Here is an 18,348-nt window from a genome sequence, read left to right as displayed (position 1 = left end):
TATGTTTTATGATAATACGAATTTAATTGTTCTTTATAAACTTTACAATTCTCTCACTTGCTGTATCGCAAAAGTCAAGTCCGGAATAATCCGGATTCAGACCACCAATGAATGGCACTGCCATAATAAATAAATTTTTAGTCGCATTTCCAAAGGAGTCAAGTGCTTGAAAATGGTCATTTATACTTAAACCCTTTACCTGCATATAGAAACCTTGGTTACTATCTTTCTTTACATTTAGGCCTTTTTCGTTAAAATATTTTAGCCCTTCATCCCTATTCCTGAAATTTAGATATCCTGTACTGATCAATCCATTATTTTTAAGTCCTTCAAATGGCAAATCGTTAAATTCCAGCGGCTGTTGTCCGGTTCCATCAATATATAGTTGGTAATGTAGATCATGTTTCTTCCCTCCCGTATCAATAAAACGATAGATTGCACCTCCATCTTTATGGGAATCAACATGGCTTTCTTTATCAACTTTAATATGATCAATTACACCAGCTTCATATAAAGCAATAATCTCTTTGTACGATTCCTGTGGCAAAGACGCAATGATAACACTGATAAGAGGCATTAAAACTTTGCGTAATCTGAGCATATCTTCTGCTGAAAAGTGTTTGGCAGGATAATTCATAGCATAGCTAAAGGCAGACAATATTTCTTTCCAGGATATAGACTGTCTCCTGTTAATGGATTTTTTCGCCTCTAAATATTCCGCTCTAAAAAGAGTAAAACTGTCGAGCTCTTTTCTAATCGTCAACATTTCTTCTACAAACTCCTCAATCGTCATATCTTTTATCTTCTCATAGCATGCTGGGTCTCTTTCCTTAAGTGGGTATTTGAAATTTCTATTAAAAACGTAATCCAGCTCAACAAAACCGTTATTTTTCTCCTTATAATCATATATCTCTTCCAGTGTCATTGACCAGGAAACTTCGTATGGTTCTTCTTCTGAATGAAATCTCAATGCAGGAAGATAGCCTCCAGTTGAAAATAAATGTATAGAAAAGTTTTCGGAACCTTCATTCAGAACATAGCTGATTTTATCATCTTCATGGATATAACGACCATTCAAACGTGACAAGGTTTTGACGGCATCCACAGCAGTAAGAGAGGCTCCTTTAATAGCGACGGGAAAATTTGTCGGTTGATTAAATTTTGATGGTGGATAAGGAGAATCATACCATCCTTTTGTTTGTCCCTCAAAAGTTATCGGCCAATGATGCCCTGTGCATAACACAACGATTTCGGCTTCATATTCTTTATCATCTGTAATAACCACCGTGTAGTTTTCTTTTTCACTGTCATATACGAGGTCAATAACAGCAGATTCTGTAAAAACATTTACCTTTATCTTATGTTTTACGGCCAACTTAATATATTCGTGAAATTGGTTTTCGAGATAATTTCCCAAAAGAAGTCTTGGTAAAACCTGATCTGGATTGAATTCGCCATTTAAATAGTAATCTGGAAAATCATCAATTGGATATCTGGACAAATAAGAAGGAATATCGGAAATTAATGTTGGAATTTCATTAGCAGAAACGTTAGCGAGATGTTCATTGCACGCCCCATATTTACCATAGGGCATACCAACTCCCAACCGCTCATTTTTTTCAAAAATATAGATACTTTCAACCGAAAGATTTTGATTGACAATCTCCTTTAACATAAATAAAGCCGCGGGTCCCCCACCTATTAGTGCAATCGATCTTGATTTTTGATTTTCCATAAAAATTGCTGGATTATGACATAAAATCATATTCAAAATTCGTACCCTTCTTGCTGTCTTTTCGATTTTTGAGACAAAAATATTGAATGACATCTTTGATCATAATATATTAGCGGTATTTTAGTAGTTGATTTATATTGATGTAGTTCCACTTTATCAAAATTCAAACTAAAATTTGGTCATTTTTCAAGAAAATAATTCTTATAATATGTCACCATACTCTTTTCTTACTGAAGAATCCGCGCTATTTACTATTGAACTGTATAAAAATTATTATTTATTTTTAAAAAGCAACATTTTAAACGATGACATATTCATACCTCGCTGCTTTTTGAAAAATTTATTTATATGACTCTCATCAACAAAACCAAATTCCTCGGCTATCTCACCAACTCTTTTATCACTATATTTTAAACGATGTTCAATGAGACGTAGCCTATAATCGTTGATATATTTTTGAAAATTAATACCACAATTTTTTTTAAAGTATGTGCTGAAATAATTGGGTGTGATCTGCAACGAAGAACAAATTTGTTGTATAGTTAGTTTTTTAGGATAATGAATATTTTCTTCAATATAATTTAAAACATCTTCGATTTTATTTTCGGTATTTTCTGAAAAGCCAGCAGGTTTCATACTAGAGAGAGATCTGGCAACAATAAAAATAAGAGAATCAATATATGACATATTTAACTCTCTATAATAAAGAGATTTATCTTTCAGGTTTGAAATCAGCCCATTAACAAAAAAAATTACAAGTTGACTGTCATTTTCAGAAAAATTTATTTTCCCAGAAGTTTGTGATGAATTGAAAAGTAATCGGTCTAGATCTTTAATTGACTTCCATGGATAGTGAATAATTGTATTGATATGAAACTGCATGATTAAAAACTCGACCCTTTCAGTCATTTTGAACTGATGTCCTTTATCAGGGGTAGATACCATAAAATACCCAGCCTTAAATGCGTACGCATTGCCATTATAATAATGGTCACCGCTACCTGAAATAACGTAAATAAAATTAAAAAAATTAACAGAGACATCCTTAAACGAATTTTCTGCACTTAGTAAATAAGCTTCTATCGGTCTATATTTAACATTATTTATCATGTTGTAAAAGTACCGAAAAAGAACATGAATGTACCTAATTAGCTATTATCTACATCCTAATTTTGACCCACTCTTTATATCTAGAATAATTTCAATAATAAATGGAACAAAATACAACTCTTCACACTAATAATAATACGATAGCTAATCAGGTAACGAAAAAAAAATCCGACTTTCCTCTTTTTCAACTACTAATTCTTAATATGGTTGGTTTTGTCGCTGTTATGACGGAAACAATGCCAGCTGGTCTGTTGCCATTAATGGCCAGAGATCTAAATATTTCTGCTGGAGCAGCCGGACAATTTATTTCCATTTTCGCACTTGGTTCAGTCGTAGCTGGTGTTCCTATAATCTCTGCTACCGCACATTGGCCAAGAAAAAAAGTGCTATTATTCGCAATTTTTGGATATCTAGTATTTAATGCCGCAACATCCTCAACGACAAACTATTATATCATGTTATTGACCAGGTTTTGTGGTGGTATGGCTGCAGGCGTAGCTTGGGGCCTATTAGTAGGTTACGCAAAGAGGCTTGTTAGCCCACAGCAAACGGGAAAAGCAATAGCGCTGGTTAGCTCGAGCATCCCACTAGCACTAGCTATGGGCGTTCCATTTGCGACTTGGCTAGGCTTACATTTTGGGTGGTATGGTGCATTTTGGCTTGTTACAGCAGTAACAGCTGTACTATTAGTGGCGATAGTCTTCTTTATTGAGGATTTTCCTGGTTCTACGAAAGCAAAGAAAAGGGAAAGTTCCTTTAAAATCTTTAAGAACAAAGAAATAAGTAAAATCTTTCTCATCTTATTTTTGTGGATGGTAACGCATTATTCGCTTTATACCTACTTAGGTTATTATCTACGTCAATATGATTTAGAATCAAATTTAGATATCTTTATGTTAATCTTTGGATTTTCGGCACTATTGGGTGTTCTAATTATAGGTCTTCTAGTGGATAGATTTTTAAATAAATTAATCTTTATTTGTCTTACACTATACATAATAGCCTCTATATTTTTGCTCCTGGGTATTTACTCATCTCTATTTATTTATATCGGTATCATCTTATGGGGCATTTCTTTTGGGGGAGTTCCAACATTACTTCAAAAAAGATTGGCTGATGAATCACAAGAAAATTCTGATGTCGCACAATCCATGTATGCTACAATCTTTAATTCAGCAATTGCAGGAGGTGCATTTATAGGTGCAATAATTCTAAATATCTTTGGGCCTTTAATGTTAGCAGCAGCAATTACTTTAATGGGGATAATCAAGTTTTTAATAACTTACGCCGATAAAAAAAATGAATACAAAGAGATTTAATCAATTATTATTATCAGATAGCCCCGTATATTCTTCCATATCTTAAAGACCTCCCGCAAAGTATGGACCGTTTGGATTTCCTTCAAAACAGACCTCACGCTCAGTCAGATACGCTAGTTACAAGTAAACATTGGATCCCTGTGATAAGCAATAATACCAACATAAGTAGCTTATCGCTACTCTTTATGTTGGTATTCTTTATATCTTTGTTCAAATTCTTCAAGAGAATATACTTTTATTATATCAAAATGAAACTGGTCATCTTCTTGATATATAAACTTATAAGCACAGCTCAAAAGTCCTAGATTCCTATTGCGATTTCTATCGAATATAGCGACATGAAATCGTGTCAATAATTCATATTTCATCTGCGGAAAGTTGATATTGCGGCAGATAAATCTCTGAAAAGCAAAATTATTCAATTCTGTAAGGAATTTTATGGTTTGAACTGAATCAATTTCACCGACATATGCTAAAGTTTCATATATATTGTTGTTTCCTTCATTGAGGAGTTCGCGTTCTATATTATCATTCATCTCTACAATTATTAAGATTATAAGCAAATGATATCAAAGGTTTAATAAGCTTCTTTTATAAAGAAAATCATTTTTACTTTTGAAATCCAATTTTATAAATTAGCATCCTAAGTCCCCTATTTTTGTATACTTGGTAATCATAAAATTCTATCGGTTCCACTCTATTTATTGATTATTTATTTTTCACTATTTTTCTTTAGGTTCGATTTTCTCTTTTGGAAAGGTATCTGGCTCTGGCATATGATTTAATTGTTCGACTTGTGGATCTACTCCAGCTTCGCCATCCCCTTCCTGTTTCTTATTTCTTTTATCAATAATAGAAGTAATAGTCTTCTTTTTTTTAGGTTGTTGTTTCTTATTAACAATACCTACTTTTGAGTTTTCATTTTTAGTCGCCATGAGTTTCAAATTATGTTTCCAAAAAGCCACTGTCATCTTTTAATTAAAAGATGACAGTGGCATATATGATAATTAGAAGAGTTTTTAATCCACCGATTGGCCGACATTGGCCTCGCTCATAGCAATTTCGGTCAATAAAACATCCGTTTCCTTTTCTTCTTCTAAGGTAGAAGCCAAAAGTCCTTCAGCTTCGCTATGTTCCATCAATCTAGCATATGTTACTAAACAGCCATAACTCGCAATTTCATAATGTTCAACTTTTTGGGCTGCAGCAATCAGTGCGGCATCTAATACTTCAGGACTATCTTGGAATTCCTCCAAAATTTCATCTGCCTCATTCAAAAGTCCTTCCATTGCCTTACACTTTTTACCCCGAGCAGTCATGTCTAAACTTGAAAAAACTGATTTCAAACGCTCAATATGCCCTTCGGTTTGTTCATAATGTGTTTCGAATGCTTTTTTTAGTGTATCGCTTTTTGCAGCAGCAGATAGTTTTTTAAGCCCTTTGAGAAGCTGCTTTTCCGCTCCTAGAATATCTTTCAATTCGTCTACAAATAATTCGTGGAGATGGGCGTTAGGCATATTGCCTTCTTTATTTTTTCTAGCCATGATATATAAGTTTTAAATTTATCTATCTATAGAACGTCCAGTTGTGCTATTAGTTTCCACAACCAATCATAATGCGTATTAATATGAAACACCAGGTAAAAACTCTTATTTTATATATGCATTTAACATGGTCAGGAAACAAATACCAAGAGGTAAATGCTAGACTTAAACCTCTAAAAAACTGATTGCATGTGATATCTAAAAAAAATGATTCTGAATAATCAATATCTTCTTTCTAAGAATTTGAGTTACGACGTCAGTTTGCAATAATTATAAAACATTTTTTGGTTAATGCTTTTCAGTGTCCAACATAAGCTTTACCTGGTTCTCCAAGTCATCCAAATTAAATGGTTTTTCAAGATAGCTGTCTGCTCCTGCTTCTTCTGCAAGTAGATGAATATCACTATTTGCAGAAACATAGATGACTGGTATGTGTTTAAAATCGGGGTGATTTTTCACAAGTTGAGTCGCCTTTATACCTCCAATTTCTGGAATCCAATTGTCCATTAAAATAAGGTCTGGAAGAATTTCTGTTACTTTTTCGATAATATCGTGCGAAGTCTGGGAGGTTGCTACTTGATATCCAGAACTTTCCAAAATAATCGTGCATACCTCTAAAATATTTACATCGTCGTCAAAGAGTAATATCTTTTTATTTCCCATAGTAATCAGTGTAGTAGTAATGTTGATAAGACGCTAATATAATAAAATAGTAGGGATAAATTGTCAGCGGTAAGTACTCAATCCGTTGATAAAAGCCGCAATTTCTTCAGGCTTTAATATAAAATCAACAGCTACATTCAAAGCAGCCTGCTTTGGCATATAATCAATTTCGGCTGTTATAGGATCCTGAATAACAACCAACCCGCGATAGTTTTTAATCTGTTGTAAACCCTTTACTCCGTCTGCATTTGCACCCGATAAAAGCAGTGCGATTGTATTTTCTTTATAAATCTCAGCTGCAGATCGGAAAGTAATATCAATAGAAGGACGTGAGAAATTAATCTTTTCCGAAAAATCTAACGAAACGAGCGTCTCGTTTTCAAAGAGCATATGATAATCAGGTGGAACTATATAGATACACCCCGGCATGATTGTCTCCTTATCTTCTACCTCGATCACCTCCATTGCTGTACTATTCGCCAATAATTTGGTCAATACAGAATCCGGATGAGGCTTACGATGGACAATAATGACAATTGGAAATGGCAAACCTAACTCCAAGTCTGGTAATACCTCTAATAATACTTTCAGACATCCTGCAGATCCTCCAATCACCAATATACGCCTATTCTTTACCATAGCTCTAGGAGTATTAGATGACTTTATTTTTTCGCCAAATTCGCGACTGACCGATTGGTCTGTACTGTTGTTCTAAATTGGAAAAACGAATCGTTTCTTTCGACCCCAAGGCTAAATAACCAAATGTATCAAGACTTACATCAAATAGATTAAAAACATTATTTTGTAATTCTTTATCAAAATAAATGAGCACATTGCGACAAAGGATGAGCTGAAAGGCATTGAAAGAAGAATCGGACACTAAATTGTGTGTTGAAAAAACCATCTTTTCCTTTAAGTCACCATGAAATTTTACGGAGTCGTAATTTGCTGTATAATACTTTGAAAAGTCTTCTATTCCACCTGAAAGTCTATAATTTTCTGAATACTGTTGCATCTGGCTAATCGGAAAGATTCCCTTACTTGCGCGCTCTAATACCCCTGGATTGATATCCGTAGCATAAATCAATGATTTATGATACAATTTAGCTTCTTTCAGTAAAATTGCTATCGAGTAGGCCTCCTCTCCGGTAGAGCATCCAGCCACCCAAATCCGTATAAATGGATACGTACCTAATCTCGGAAATACTTCTTCACGCAAAGACTTATAAAAATTAGGGTCGCGAAACATCTCCGTAACATTGACCGTAATCTCTTCAACGAACCGCTGTAAATATTCTGGTTGGTTCAATACAGTATAACGTAACTCAGCAAAACTGGTGAATTTATCAATAAGGCAAAGTCTGTTTAAGCGTCTCTTCAATGAAGCCTTACTATATTGTGTAAAGTCATACCCATATCGATCGGCGACATCCGTCAAGAGAAGGTCGATCTCTTCATTTTTGATTATATTCGGTTCCCACATCTAACAAGCTTGTTCAATTATCATGACTAATTTGTCTAAATCTATGGGTTTGGAAACATATTCACGTGCACCTGCTTCAATACACTTTTCCCGGTCGCCCTGCATGGCTTGTGCCGTGACAGCAATCACAGGCGTATTACCGAAAATACTCGAAGTTTTTATCTCCCGAATGGCTTCATAACCATCCATATCGGGCATCATCATGTCCATGAGTACAATGTCAATATCCCTATTGGAAGCCAATATGGCAAGTCCCTCTCTAGCACTGCTACTCGCGAGCGCTTGATATCCCCTCGACTTTAGCGCCAGCCGCAATGCAAAGATGTTACGATTGTCATCATCAATAACCAATATAACCTTAGCTTGTTTCATCTTGTTATTTTTTACTTAATTATCATACAACCATACACGCAATAAAGATAGCAATTGGTCGGTATCTACAGGTTTAGAAATATAATCTGAAGCTCCCGCCACAATGCATTTCTCCCGGTCACCTGTCATTGCTTTTGCTGTCACGGCCATTATCGGCAATTTGGTATATTGCGGATTTTTGCGAATCAGCCTGGTCGTTTCATAACCATCCATCTCCGGCATCATCATATCCATCAGCACTATCGATACATCGGGATGGTTGTCCAGTTGCACTAATGCTTCTTTTCCATTTGTGGCCGAAATAATCTGCATTTGATATTTCTCCAAAGCTTTCGAAAGCGAAAATATATTCCGAACATCATCATCAGCAATCAACACCTTCTTACCAGTTAAAACCTCATTTAAGGAACCCAATTTATTCGCTTTCCTTTTTTGCACATCAGCTGTCTTTTCTTCCACCAAGTGTAGAAAAAGTCCCACTTCATCTAAAATCCGCTGATAAGAATGAGCCGTTTTTATTACAATAGAATCGGCGTATTGTTTTATTTTTACTTCCTCTGCATGGGACAGGTTTTTTCCAGTGAAAATGATAATCGGTAAATTTTCTAGACCTGCATTATTTTTAATTGCTTCTAGCGTTTCATAACCAATCTTGTCGGGCACGCCCATATCCAAGATTACACAGTTGACGGAATCCGAGCTTAGTGCTTGAACACTTTCATCCACATTTGTTTTGATTTCTGCAACTATATTAAAGTTACTCAGAAAGTAAGAAAGAGCAGAGGCATGTTTAGGGTTCTCCTCTACGATGAGCACCTTTTTCGGATAACGTGTCAATGCTTCTTCTATTTTTTTAAACATCTGCCCGAGCTGCTCGATAGCAACGGGTTTATTGATAAAATCAATAGCTCCTTTCAGTAAACTTTCTTTCTTGACATGTAATGATGACATAATATGGACCGGAATATGGCGAGTCGTTGGATTATTTTTTATTTCATCCATCACTTGCCAACCATCTTTAATTGGTAATTGGATGTCTAATAGAATGGCCAATGGAAGGTACCGTGCAGCAAATTCAGCAGCAATATCACCCCTAACGACAACCACTCCCTTATATTGCTGCTGGCGCGTATATTTTAACAACGCTTTGGCAAAATTGGTATCATCCTCTACGATAAGAATTACCTTATCACCCTTCACAATATTATCTCGATCATCCTCCACTTCTTCTGGGATGTCATATACCACATTACTATTTGGTGATTGGGCCACCATGGTTACAATCTCATTGACATCTGAGGCAATGATATCTATCAGTTCCTCGGAAGTTGGTTTTACTGTATCGGCTATTTTCGTTTTTGGTAAAATCAAAGTGAACGTACTGCCTGCTCCTTCTTTACTGACCAATAAAATCTTTCCACCCAATAATCGCGCTATTTCCCTACTGATTGAAAGTCCCAATCCAGTACCGCCAAATTTACGACGTGTAGATCCATCTGCCTGTTGAAAAGCTTCAAATATTACCTTTTGTTTTTCCTCTGCTATCCCTATTCCTGTATCCTTAACAGCAAAAATCATGTTATCGAAATCTTCTGTAATTGTAAGTGTAATTGTACCACTGGCTGTAAACTTAATGGCATTGGACAACAAATTTCTCAGGATCTGATCAAGTCTTAACCGATCAGTTTCAAGTGATTCAGATATATCAGTAGGCAAAATGATATCAAGTTCGAGAGATTTTTCTTTAACAATAGGTAAAAATAAACTTTTCAAATCATGTTTGATATCGTTTAATTTTACCAGTTGATAATCGAGCTCCATCTTACCAGACTCTATCTTTGATAGATCCAATATCTCATCAATCAGACTCAAGAGACTCGTTCCCGAACTTTGGATCACTTTAGCCGATTCAATCTGATCTTCATTCAGATTGCCATCAGTGTCTTCCGACATCAGTCGTGATAGAAGAAGGATCGAATTCAAAGGAGTCCTGAGTTCATGCGACATATTGGCTAAGAATTCGGACTTATATTTTGTACTCAGGGCCAGCTCTTCTGCTTTATGTTGTATCTCTAGGTTTCGTTCTGCAATGAGATGATTTTTTTCTTCCAGCAATTTGGAACGCTCTTCCAGCTCTTGATTAGACTGAACGAGTTCCTCTTGCTGAACACGCAATTCCTCTTCGGAGGACTGAAGTTTTTGAGTTTGCGCTTCGAGTTCTGTATTTAAATTTTCCAGTTCTGCATGTTGAGCCTGTAGTTCTTCTGTCTGTGTTTGCGTTTCTTCTAAAAGTTGTTGCACCTGATCACGGCTTTTAGCAGCAGCAACTGCAATACCTATATTTCGGGTAGCCTCTATAAAAAATGGTAATTTCACATTTTCAAAAGGGTTTATAGATCCCAACTCGATTACACCTATACAATGGTAATCAACAAACACAGGTAATAAAAGCACATGACCTATCCGCAACTGCCCACTTGCAAAACTCACGATATAATCGTTATTATTAAGATTTTCAAAGCGTTTCACCTTACCTTCTTTAAAAACCTGCCCAACCATTCCTTCCCCAGGTGCTAGCGTTTTAACTATATTTTTTTCCAGACCATATGCATACTTCAAGACAATCTGCTCTGACTCCCATAAATAAAAAGCACCATTTGTACAGTTGCCATAGGTGATGAGCTGATTTAGAGAATCTGACACTAAAATATCTTCCGTTTTATTTCCTACAAGAACTTCATTGAGCTTGGCTAGTCCCGTTTGTCGCCATTCGTTATTATTCAAATCGTCAAAAGATCGTTGAAGAGCGCGTGCCATCTGATTTAAAGAGCCACCTAAACTTCCAAGATCATCTTGTTCTACGTCATTGACAGTATAATCTCCTCCAGCTATCTGGTTGGCAATTCGTTGCGTTACTTTCAACCGTCGGCCTATCTCTTTATCCTTATCTTTCAATGATTGTTGCAATTTTTCCCGTTGATTGAAATCTGTACGGATGCGCAAGTAAAATATGATGGTAATCAGCAATGAAAAAATCGCTGCGATAACTATAAAAATAGAAGTATAGAAAGACGATTTGTTCAGTTCATTAGCACGCTTATCCAACAATACTTCCTCGGCATCGATGAAACGGGCAATCATGACCCTACAACTATCCATATAATTTTTACCCTCTTCCAATTGAGCTAAGGTCACTTGCTTACCTTGTTTTTTTTCTTCTACAAGATGCGTTAAGATATCCAATCGTGATTTTACAAAAAAAGAAAGACTGTCAGCGACTAATCTTTGCTCTGGATTATCAGCAACCAGTTCTTTAGTCCGATTTAGAGATTGTGGCAACAGCTCTAAACTATTTTGATAAGGGGCTAAAAAAGATTCTTTGCCAGTAAGGTGATAGCCCCTTTGGCCTGTCTCTGCATTTTGTAGGTTACTGAGGATACGGTTAGCCGAAGCTATAACACGGCGACTATGATCAACTTTCGTACGACTGTTGATCTGTTCTTTTATACTGATATAAGACGCTGTGGAACTTGTTAATAACAGCAGCAAGGAAAATCCGAAGCCAATCTGTAGATTTCTTAAAAAGGGTTTAGACATTTCTTAGTTGAGAGGTAAAGTAAAATAAAAAGTCGATCCTTGTCCCAAATTGCTTTGGACACCCACTGTACCATTATGTTGTTTAATGATTTCTGAACAGATATAAAGACCAATCCCTAATCCTTGAAACCGAACAGAGGATTCCTCCACACGATAGAATTTACTGAAAATATTCTGCTGCTTATGCTCTGGAATACCAATTCCAAAATCGATTACAGACACTTTCAGTTGATTATCAAGCCAATCTGTCTTCACAATAACCCGATCTGAATTAGGTGCATATTTAATAGCATTGGTCAAATAATTGATCAGGACCTGCTCAATTCTAATCTCGTCTCCTAAAAACAGCCGTTCTATCATATCCCCTTCTCTTTGAATATCAAGGTTATTATTGTCATGTGTTTGGTAAATAATATCTATGGCATTTGTTAGTAAGCTTTCAAAATCAAAACTTTTTTTGGTAATCTTCAATTTTCCATTTTCGATCTTGGAGATATCCAAAAGATCGGTAATAAGCGCATTCAATTTGCATACTTGAGATTGCACTCTATTGATGTACTTTCCTGCTGATTCATCATCGTTGGTATTAATGGTTCTTTCCAGCAATTGCGCATAAGCCTTAATACTGGTCAATGGAGTCTTAAGTTCATGACTTGCGATACTCAAAAATTCATCCTTTTTCTTTTCGATTTGTTTTTGATCGTCAATATCCGTAAAGGTTCCTACCCACTTAATCTGATTATTCTTTTCTTTAATTGGAATGATCCGCAATAAATGATACCTAAAAATCTCAGCCTTCTTTTCCTTAATCCGAACCTCCATTTCGACAGGCGCCTCAGCCGCTATTGACGTTAGCCACGCAGCTCTGATATCAGCATCATTAACATGTGTTTCGGGAAATAGGGTCGATTCGGCATAGGCCAACCATTTACTATTAACAAATTCAATATGCCCTTCCTCATTTGCTGTAAAAGCAAGTTGTGGAAGAGATTCCAAAATAGAATGCAAGTAATCTACCTGTTCTTTAAGTTCTTGCTGCGCTTTTTTCCGCTCTTCTATTTCCGATCGAAGCACATTCTGAATTTCGTTCAAGGCAAGGGTCTGCTCATACAAACGATAAAAGGTTTTAACTTTCAACATCAGAATATCAGGATCAATAGGCTTGGTAACATAATCAATTCCCCCTGAAGCATATCCTTTTGTGATGAACTTTTTATCTTTATTTACTGCAGATAAAAAAATAATGGGGACATCTTTCGTTTTATTAAAACCAGATAGCGTTTCTGCGACTTCAAACCCATCTATACCGGGCATCTGAACATCCAGAATGATTAAAGCATAATCATTCTTCAACACCTTCTTAAGGGCTTCCTCTCCAGATAGCGCTGTATCCACCAAAAAATTTTTGGATTCCAGTAATTTCTTCAGTGAATAGATATTCGCTTCTTGGTCATCAACAATTAAAATCATAGTTAGTTTAATTCTTTTTCCTTTGCAAAATACAGTGCCTCTGACATAGGTCTTCGAATGATAAAGTTTAAAAATAGCATTTTATTTTTTAATAATGACTGCCTATTATGGAGTGACCTTGACCAATATAGCACGCTCTATATTCTTCCAGACCATTTTCCTCAATAAGTGTGGCCAAAATTATGATTTATTGAATTACAAGAAATATTAGAAATTAACAATTAAAAAAATTTATAAAATAAATAGTAATTGATGTTTATACCTGCTCTAAAAGAATTAATGCCTGTTTGTTTATTATGCGTCATAGCAGTGGAACATAACTTGGTTTTGTTTTGTTATATATACTAAACAGAAGCATAAAATAAAGATGCTCATAAGCAATGCAGTCATTGACAATTTACTTTTTTAGATATGAAAATAGCAATCATCGGGACATACCCACCAAGGCAGTGTGGTATCGCTACGTTTACGCAGGATCTCTTTCGTTCATTGGCAGCCAATGCTATAGGTAAACACGGAATATTCGCCATCTCCGATGGTTCCGAGTATGTTTTCCCCCAAGAGGTTGTATTTATCATAGACAAAGAAAATATCAACAGTTATTTTGCTGCAGCACAACTCATCAATGAAAGATATGATGCCTGTATCATTCAGCATGAATATGGTATTTTTGGAGGAGAAACCGGCAAATATATCATAGATTTATTAGTGAAACTAAAAGTTCCTGTTATAACCAATCTGCATACGGTACTTCAGGCCCCCCATTCCAATGAATATCGCATTCTCAATCAACTGGCTAAACTTAGTACGAAAATTACCGTCATGACACAAAAAGCGGTAGAGATGTTAGAAAACATCTTCCATATCGACAAAGAGGCTGTCTCCGTCATTCCTCACGGAGTACCGCGTTTTGATGGTAATCAAAGCTTGGCGAAAAAGAAATTGGGGTTGGAACATAAAAAAATCATGCTCAGTTTTGGGTTTGTCGGTAGAAGTAAAGGACTGGAAACTGCGATTAAAGCCATAGCAAAAATCCAAGAGGAAAATTTCGTTTATATAATATTAGGCTCTACACATCCCAATACACTTCGGGAAGAGGGGGAATCTTACAGAAATACACTCATGGATCTCGTTATGACTCTCGGTATCGGGCATAAAGTTCAATTTGTTAATCATTTTGCGACAGAGGAATTATTGAAACAATACCTCACAGCCTGCGATATTTATGTGACCCCTTATCCAAATGAAAACCAAATCAGTAGTGGCACGTTATCTTTTGCCCTCGGGGCTGGTGCAGCTGTGATTTCCACACCATACCGTTATGCTACCGATTTACTCGCAGATAATAGAGGGCTTTTTTTTCCATTCAATGATTCAGATGCTCTTGCAACCGTTATCAATGGATTATTAGAAAACCCATATAAGCTAGAACGGTACCGAAATAATGCGGCTCAATATGGTAAGCAAATGTTATGGGAAACAGTCGGAAAACGACAGTTGGAACTTGCTGAAAACTTATGTGCGAAAAAAGCATCATCAACGATATGTCTGGAAAGAGATGTCCAAAAGCATACAATTACGTCATTATTTGAAAATCAAAATCGATTATCTTCTTAAAATAAATATCATTCAATACAAAACTCATGAAAAAACAAACATTCAAATCAGAATCAGAAAAATTAAAGAAGAAAAAAAATATTGCTGACCGCCCACAGACCAAAGTAAAGAGCGATACCGGCTCACAGTCTGAAAAAGATACAAATCCCCTACCACCCAATCCGAACCAGGTAGATAATCATGATGATAAATAGCGAGCTTAGCATGCATAAAGAAAAAGTTAATTCTTACTTAGGCTGGGGATGCAAGTAGATTATATCAGTTTCTGAATATCTTTTTGATTCACAGAACCTAGCTCTTTCGTCAATAGAACCGAGTTGGTCGACTTAGCTTCTAACAGATGATGCCAATGATGAAAAATAAAGGGCTATTCACAATTTTAAAAAATGAATAGCCCTTTTATTTTAAACCTGTAAAATAATCTTATTAATTCTTATAATTTGCCAAACTCCCTTTTAGTTTTTTACGCGCAATATGGATACGCGTCTTAACCGTCCCTATTGGAATATTGAGGTGCTCTGCAATCTCATTATACTTATACCCCTCAAATAGCATGGTAAAAGGCACATAAAATCCTTCATCCAATTCATTCAGTGCATTTTGAATATCTTCTGATATAAATTTTTCTTCTCCACCATTACTTACAGACGAAAAATAGAGATTAGCAGGACCTATCTCATCTTCTGTTGTAATAAAAGAGCGGCTTTTAGTAACACGTCTATAATTGTTTATAAAGGTATTGCGCATAATAGTATAAAGCCAAGCTTTCAGGTTTGACCCCTCTTGAAAATTACGAAAATAACTTACCGCTTTAAGCATCGTGTCCTGTAGTAAATCGTTGACTTCGTCATGATCATTAGTGAAACGTAGGGCAAAACCTTTAAGCTCATTTGTCTGCTCGATTACTTTCATGTTAAATTCTGTCTTCGTCATAAGGATAGTTTTTTTTCGTACCTGCGTACTTTAATGTTAATACTTATTAAATTAAACGGGCAAAATCAATGTGATTTAAGTCACACTATAGAGTGCTGCTTAATATAAGACAAACAGCATGCTATTTATGCCTGAATAAATCCTAAAAAACAGGTATTAATACGAATTGAATTGTAGGGTATGTAGAAAATTATAATTTATTACACGGTAGGCCTTCTTTTTTGGAGGGCATTTATACGCTTTTCTCGGGTATTTAACAAGCGTGCAGCCCTAAATATAAGTCAATCCTGTATCTCAGTAAAAAATGGTACTTTAAAAACACGGAGTTGACTGTCTACTTCTGTGTACAACCTTGGAAAAAAAACTATTTTCAAAAAATCACATTCCAATTAATTTCATTATTAACAAAAAAATGACCAGGTTGTTATTTTAAAAGTTTGTATACCTCGTGGTTTGTCTATCTTTTAATTTTATACATATCATGCAGTATTAATCTCGACTTTCTCGTTTAAATTGGGTCAAAACTCATTTTATACGGGTTTTCTGTTAAATTCAAAACCAACAAGGCACTGTGGTGTTATAATGTAAACATTTCAATCTATTATTGAATTTGGATATGAACTTTAATACAGATACATTATTCAATGTTGAGATAGCATTATTATTAGCAATCTTTAAAGGTGCAAAATGTAATATTTTTAGAGTTGGCTATTAGTTTTCTATAGGTAAATCTTTACTAAACGTCTTACCAAATAACATATCTGTCTGCCAAATTCTTTTATAAAAAAAGAAATTCATTTTTGTCAGTGTACTGAAATGTATTACGTGAAATTAATAATATAAAATAAGGAAGTCTATTAAATCAAATTAAAAAAATATATAAATATTATGGGAAATTTATTATACATCATCGCTGTTATTTTAGTCATTATTTGGGCTATTAGTTTTTTAGGAGGCTTCTTTACTGGGGGTATCATCCATGCCTTATTAGTCATCGCCATTATCGTTATTTTACTACGAGTAATTCGGGGTAATGTATAATAAATAATATTAACATCAATTGACTAGACAATTTGCAAGAACTTCGAGATTAGTATTTTGCACTCCCCTACCTAATCTCGAGGAAATTGTCTAGTTTTTTCAAAAAAAAAGCCATGCAATTGCTCACATGACTCTTTCTCTACTTGTAAATAAACTTAACCCACTAAAAATCTTATTGCAGCATACACTTTGCTGCTTAATACACTTGGTCCATAGCTTGCGTCATTTAGACAAAATAGTTTGTAATATAGGAGAAATCAATCAGCATTTCATCCGTAATAACATCTCAATACATAGCTATTTTTACAAATATAGAAAATATTTTATCAATTTTTCCCATATAAAGGAAAATTAATTTTTATAGATTTGTCTATTTGACTTTTATAAAAATTTATCCAAAGAATAGTGGTTGTTTTTATTATGAATACTTTTATAATTGACAAAGTCCTACAGCCAGTTCAAAACTTCCGATTTTCCTGAACACCAATTAAAACATCCTTTTATTAAGCTTCAGGACGCATTTGAGGGAACAACAATACTTCTTGAATAGTCGTTTGACCTGCTAGTAACATCGTGAGTCAATCTATACCAATACCCATCCTCTTTAAACAAAGAACTTACTGGGCAATGGACTTCTTGGGATGAGTATATCAAAGAAAAAAATCATGACCATCCTACAATTATTTTTTATCCACTTCGTAATATGGATAGTATTTAATTATATATACAATGCTAATCTGGATGAATTATCTCTTTACTTTTCGATACACACGATTTCCATTTCCAGTAATCTCATTGTCTCCAGAACGACGCAAAGTTAATGTGGTAAAACCTATTTGATATTTGAAGTTATGATTTTTTTCGTCATACTTCATCGCCTTCTTGCCTAAGAAACTACCAACATAATAATAGGTATCCCCTTCTTTTATGATATTAAAAGGATCTTCTTGTGCAACGTCACTCTTCCAGCCACCGACAAAGAAATCTGGATTATAGTAAGAAGCAATATACGTTTTTCGTTGCTCCGCTTCTTCTTTACTTATCCGCGTCATCTCTTCGGACTTATTCCCCATACTCACCTTGAGCATACCGGTTTCTTCTTGAAGATTCATAACAATAGCAACAGTAGCTAATCCATTGGAAATCTCTGCTTTTAATGTTTTATCTTCCTTATTATAACTGGCGGGTACTTCGATGTTTTCCGCAATTAAATAAAGTTTCTGTCCATCTTTTCTGATTTCGACGGCTTCAGTAAGCTTTTTGTCTTTTTCAACCCAATAACCGATATAGTTGTCTCCTGTGGGTTGCGAGCACGAACTTAATAGCCAAATTATACTACCTGTTATTATCGTTTTGAATGTTAGATTATTTATCATTTATAATTTTTTAGATGTTATCGATTTCTCGTTATTACAATTACTGATTATTGTCTACTTGCATTGCTGGTAGTATTTCAATGAAACC

General features: G+C 35.1%; 17 protein-coding genes. 4 read left to right on the top strand and 13 right to left on the bottom strand.

Features of this window, described 5'->3' with window-relative positions:
* Positions 1-22: 22 nt before the first annotated feature.
* Together KO02_RS10325 and KO02_RS10320 are read right to left on the bottom strand one after the other, a co-directional pair.
* On the bottom strand, positions 23-1,735 hold the full coding sequence (locus tag KO02_RS10325) for an FAD/NAD(P)-binding protein (RefSeq protein ID WP_038698070.1): 1,713 nt from the start codon (positions 1,733-1,735) through the stop codon (positions 23-25).
* Between the two features lie 273 nt (positions 1,736-2,008).
* On the bottom strand, positions 2,009-2,845 hold the full coding sequence (locus tag KO02_RS10320) for an AraC family transcriptional regulator (protein WP_051959862.1): 837 nt from the start codon (positions 2,843-2,845) through the stop codon (positions 2,009-2,011).
* Between the two features lie 101 nt (positions 2,846-2,946).
* Between KO02_RS10320 and KO02_RS10315 the strand changes: the two genes are divergently transcribed.
* Complete coding sequence (locus KO02_RS10315) at positions 2,947-4,164, top strand: MFS transporter (protein ID WP_051959861.1); 1,218 nt, start codon at positions 2,947-2,949, stop codon at positions 4,162-4,164.
* Between the two features lie 176 nt (positions 4,165-4,340).
* Here the strand turns inward: KO02_RS10315 and KO02_RS23560 are convergent, their stop codons facing one another.
* The 9 genes from KO02_RS23560 to KO02_RS10270 form a co-directional block, all read right to left on the bottom strand.
* On the bottom strand, positions 4,341-4,700 hold the full coding sequence (locus KO02_RS23560; protein ID WP_038698068.1) for a hypothetical protein: 360 nt from the start codon (positions 4,698-4,700) through the stop codon (positions 4,341-4,343).
* A 186-nt stretch (positions 4,701-4,886) separates the two neighbouring features.
* On the bottom strand, positions 4,887-5,099 hold the full coding sequence (locus KO02_RS10305) for a hypothetical protein (RefSeq protein WP_038702490.1): 213 nt from the start codon (positions 5,097-5,099) through the stop codon (positions 4,887-4,889).
* Between the two features lie 84 nt (positions 5,100-5,183).
* Complete coding sequence (locus KO02_RS10300) at positions 5,184-5,708, bottom strand: ferritin-like domain-containing protein (RefSeq protein WP_051959860.1); 525 nt, start codon at positions 5,706-5,708, stop codon at positions 5,184-5,186.
* Between the two features lie 288 nt (positions 5,709-5,996).
* Positions 5,997-6,371, bottom strand: coding sequence for a response regulator (locus tag KO02_RS10295; RefSeq protein WP_038698066.1), 375 nt, complete (start codon positions 6,369-6,371; stop codon positions 5,997-5,999).
* A gap of 63 nt (positions 6,372-6,434) precedes the next feature.
* On the bottom strand, positions 6,435-7,010 hold the full coding sequence (locus KO02_RS10290; RefSeq protein WP_038698064.1) for a chemotaxis protein CheB: 576 nt from the start codon (positions 7,008-7,010) through the stop codon (positions 6,435-6,437).
* Between the two features lie 13 nt (positions 7,011-7,023).
* Entirely contained in the window at positions 7,024-7,854 is an 831-nt protein-coding gene (locus KO02_RS10285) for a CheR family methyltransferase (protein WP_038698062.1), read from the bottom strand.
* Positions 7,855-8,226: a response regulator gene (locus tag KO02_RS10280; RefSeq protein ID WP_038698060.1), complete on the bottom strand. Its 372-nt coding sequence runs from the start codon at positions 8,224-8,226 to the stop codon at positions 7,855-7,857. It lies immediately after the preceding gene.
* Between the two features lie 15 nt (positions 8,227-8,241).
* Positions 8,242-11,823, bottom strand: a complete 3,582-nt coding sequence (locus KO02_RS10275; RefSeq protein WP_038698058.1) for a response regulator — start codon at positions 11,821-11,823, stop codon at positions 8,242-8,244.
* Between the two features lie 3 nt (positions 11,824-11,826).
* Entirely contained in the window at positions 11,827-13,293 is a 1,467-nt protein-coding gene (locus KO02_RS10270; RefSeq protein WP_038698056.1) for an ATP-binding protein, read from the bottom strand.
* A gap of 411 nt (positions 13,294-13,704) precedes the next feature.
* Between KO02_RS10270 and KO02_RS10265 the strand changes: the two genes are divergently transcribed.
* A complete protein-coding gene (locus KO02_RS10265) occupies positions 13,705-14,910 on the top strand; it encodes a glycosyltransferase family 4 protein (RefSeq protein ID WP_051959859.1) in 1,206 nt (401 codons plus the stop codon).
* Between the two features lie 26 nt (positions 14,911-14,936).
* Entirely contained in the window at positions 14,937-15,104 is a 168-nt protein-coding gene (locus tag KO02_RS23770; RefSeq protein ID WP_158500282.1) for a hypothetical protein, read from the top strand.
* Between the two features lie 232 nt (positions 15,105-15,336).
* Here the strand turns inward: KO02_RS23770 and KO02_RS10260 are convergent, their stop codons facing one another.
* The gene (locus KO02_RS10260) at positions 15,337-15,843 is read right to left on the bottom strand and encodes a sigma-70 family RNA polymerase sigma factor (protein ID WP_038698054.1); all 507 of its coding nucleotides are present in this window, start codon (positions 15,841-15,843) and stop codon (positions 15,337-15,339) included.
* Between the two features lie 888 nt (positions 15,844-16,731).
* Between KO02_RS10260 and KO02_RS23555 the strand changes: the two genes are divergently transcribed.
* Positions 16,732-16,884: a lmo0937 family membrane protein gene (locus tag KO02_RS23555; protein ID WP_144243300.1), complete on the top strand. Its 153-nt coding sequence runs from the start codon at positions 16,732-16,734 to the stop codon at positions 16,882-16,884.
* A gap of 746 nt (positions 16,885-17,630) precedes the next feature.
* Here KO02_RS23555 and KO02_RS10255 read toward each other — a convergent pair.
* A complete protein-coding gene (locus KO02_RS10255; protein WP_038698052.1) occupies positions 17,631-18,260 on the bottom strand; it encodes a hypothetical protein in 630 nt (209 codons plus the stop codon).
* Between the last annotated feature and the right edge of the window lie 88 nt (positions 18,261-18,348).

The organism is Sphingobacterium sp. ML3W (assembly GCF_000747525.1).
Lineage (GTDB): Bacteria > Bacteroidota > Bacteroidia > Sphingobacteriales > Sphingobacteriaceae > Sphingobacterium.
This window is presented reverse-complemented; position numbering and strand designations above follow the sequence as displayed.

Excerpts from the sequence above, each read along its gene's own strand:
- KO02_RS10325 (WP_038698070.1), bottom strand. The coding sequence starts at position 1,735 with ATGGAAAATCAAAAATCAAGATCGATTGCACTAATAGGTGGGGGACCC.
- KO02_RS10320 (WP_051959862.1), bottom strand. The coding sequence starts at position 2,845 with ATGATAAATAATGTTAAATATAGACCGATAGAAGCTTATTTACTAAGT.
- KO02_RS10315 (WP_051959861.1), top strand. The coding sequence starts at position 2,947 with ATGGAACAAAATACAACTCTTCACACTAATAATAATACGATAGCTAAT.
- KO02_RS23560 (WP_038698068.1), bottom strand. The coding sequence starts at position 4,700 with ATGAATGATAATATAGAACGCGAACTCCTCAATGAAGGAAACAACAAT.
- KO02_RS10305 (WP_038702490.1), bottom strand. The coding sequence starts at position 5,099 with ATGGCGACTAAAAATGAAAACTCAAAAGTAGGTATTGTTAATAAGAAA.
- KO02_RS10300 (WP_051959860.1), bottom strand. The coding sequence starts at position 5,708 with ATGGCTAGAAAAAATAAAGAAGGCAATATGCCTAACGCCCATCTCCAC.
- KO02_RS10295 (WP_038698066.1), bottom strand. The coding sequence starts at position 6,371 with ATGGGAAATAAAAAGATATTACTCTTTGACGACGATGTAAATATTTTA.
- KO02_RS10290 (WP_038698064.1), bottom strand. The coding sequence starts at position 7,010 with ATGGTAAAGAATAGGCGTATATTGGTGATTGGAGGATCTGCAGGATGT.
- KO02_RS10285 (WP_038698062.1), bottom strand. The coding sequence starts at position 7,854 with ATGTGGGAACCGAATATAATCAAAAATGAAGAGATCGACCTTCTCTTG.
- KO02_RS10280 (WP_038698060.1), bottom strand. The coding sequence starts at position 8,226 with ATGAAACAAGCTAAGGTTATATTGGTTATTGATGATGACAATCGTAAC.
- KO02_RS10275 (WP_038698058.1), bottom strand. The coding sequence starts at position 11,823 with ATGTCTAAACCCTTTTTAAGAAATCTACAGATTGGCTTCGGATTTTCC.
- KO02_RS10270 (WP_038698056.1), bottom strand. The coding sequence starts at position 13,293 with ATGATTTTAATTGTTGATGACCAAGAAGCGAATATCTATTCACTGAAG.
- KO02_RS10265 (WP_051959859.1), top strand. The coding sequence starts at position 13,705 with ATGAAAATAGCAATCATCGGGACATACCCACCAAGGCAGTGTGGTATC.
- KO02_RS23770 (WP_158500282.1), top strand. The coding sequence starts at position 14,937 with ATGAAAAAACAAACATTCAAATCAGAATCAGAAAAATTAAAGAAGAAA.
- KO02_RS10260 (WP_038698054.1), bottom strand. The coding sequence starts at position 15,843 with ATGACGAAGACAGAATTTAACATGAAAGTAATCGAGCAGACAAATGAG.
- KO02_RS23555 (WP_144243300.1), top strand. The coding sequence starts at position 16,732 with ATGGGAAATTTATTATACATCATCGCTGTTATTTTAGTCATTATTTGG.
- KO02_RS10255 (WP_038698052.1), bottom strand. The coding sequence starts at position 18,260 with ATGATAAATAATCTAACATTCAAAACGATAATAACAGGTAGTATAATT.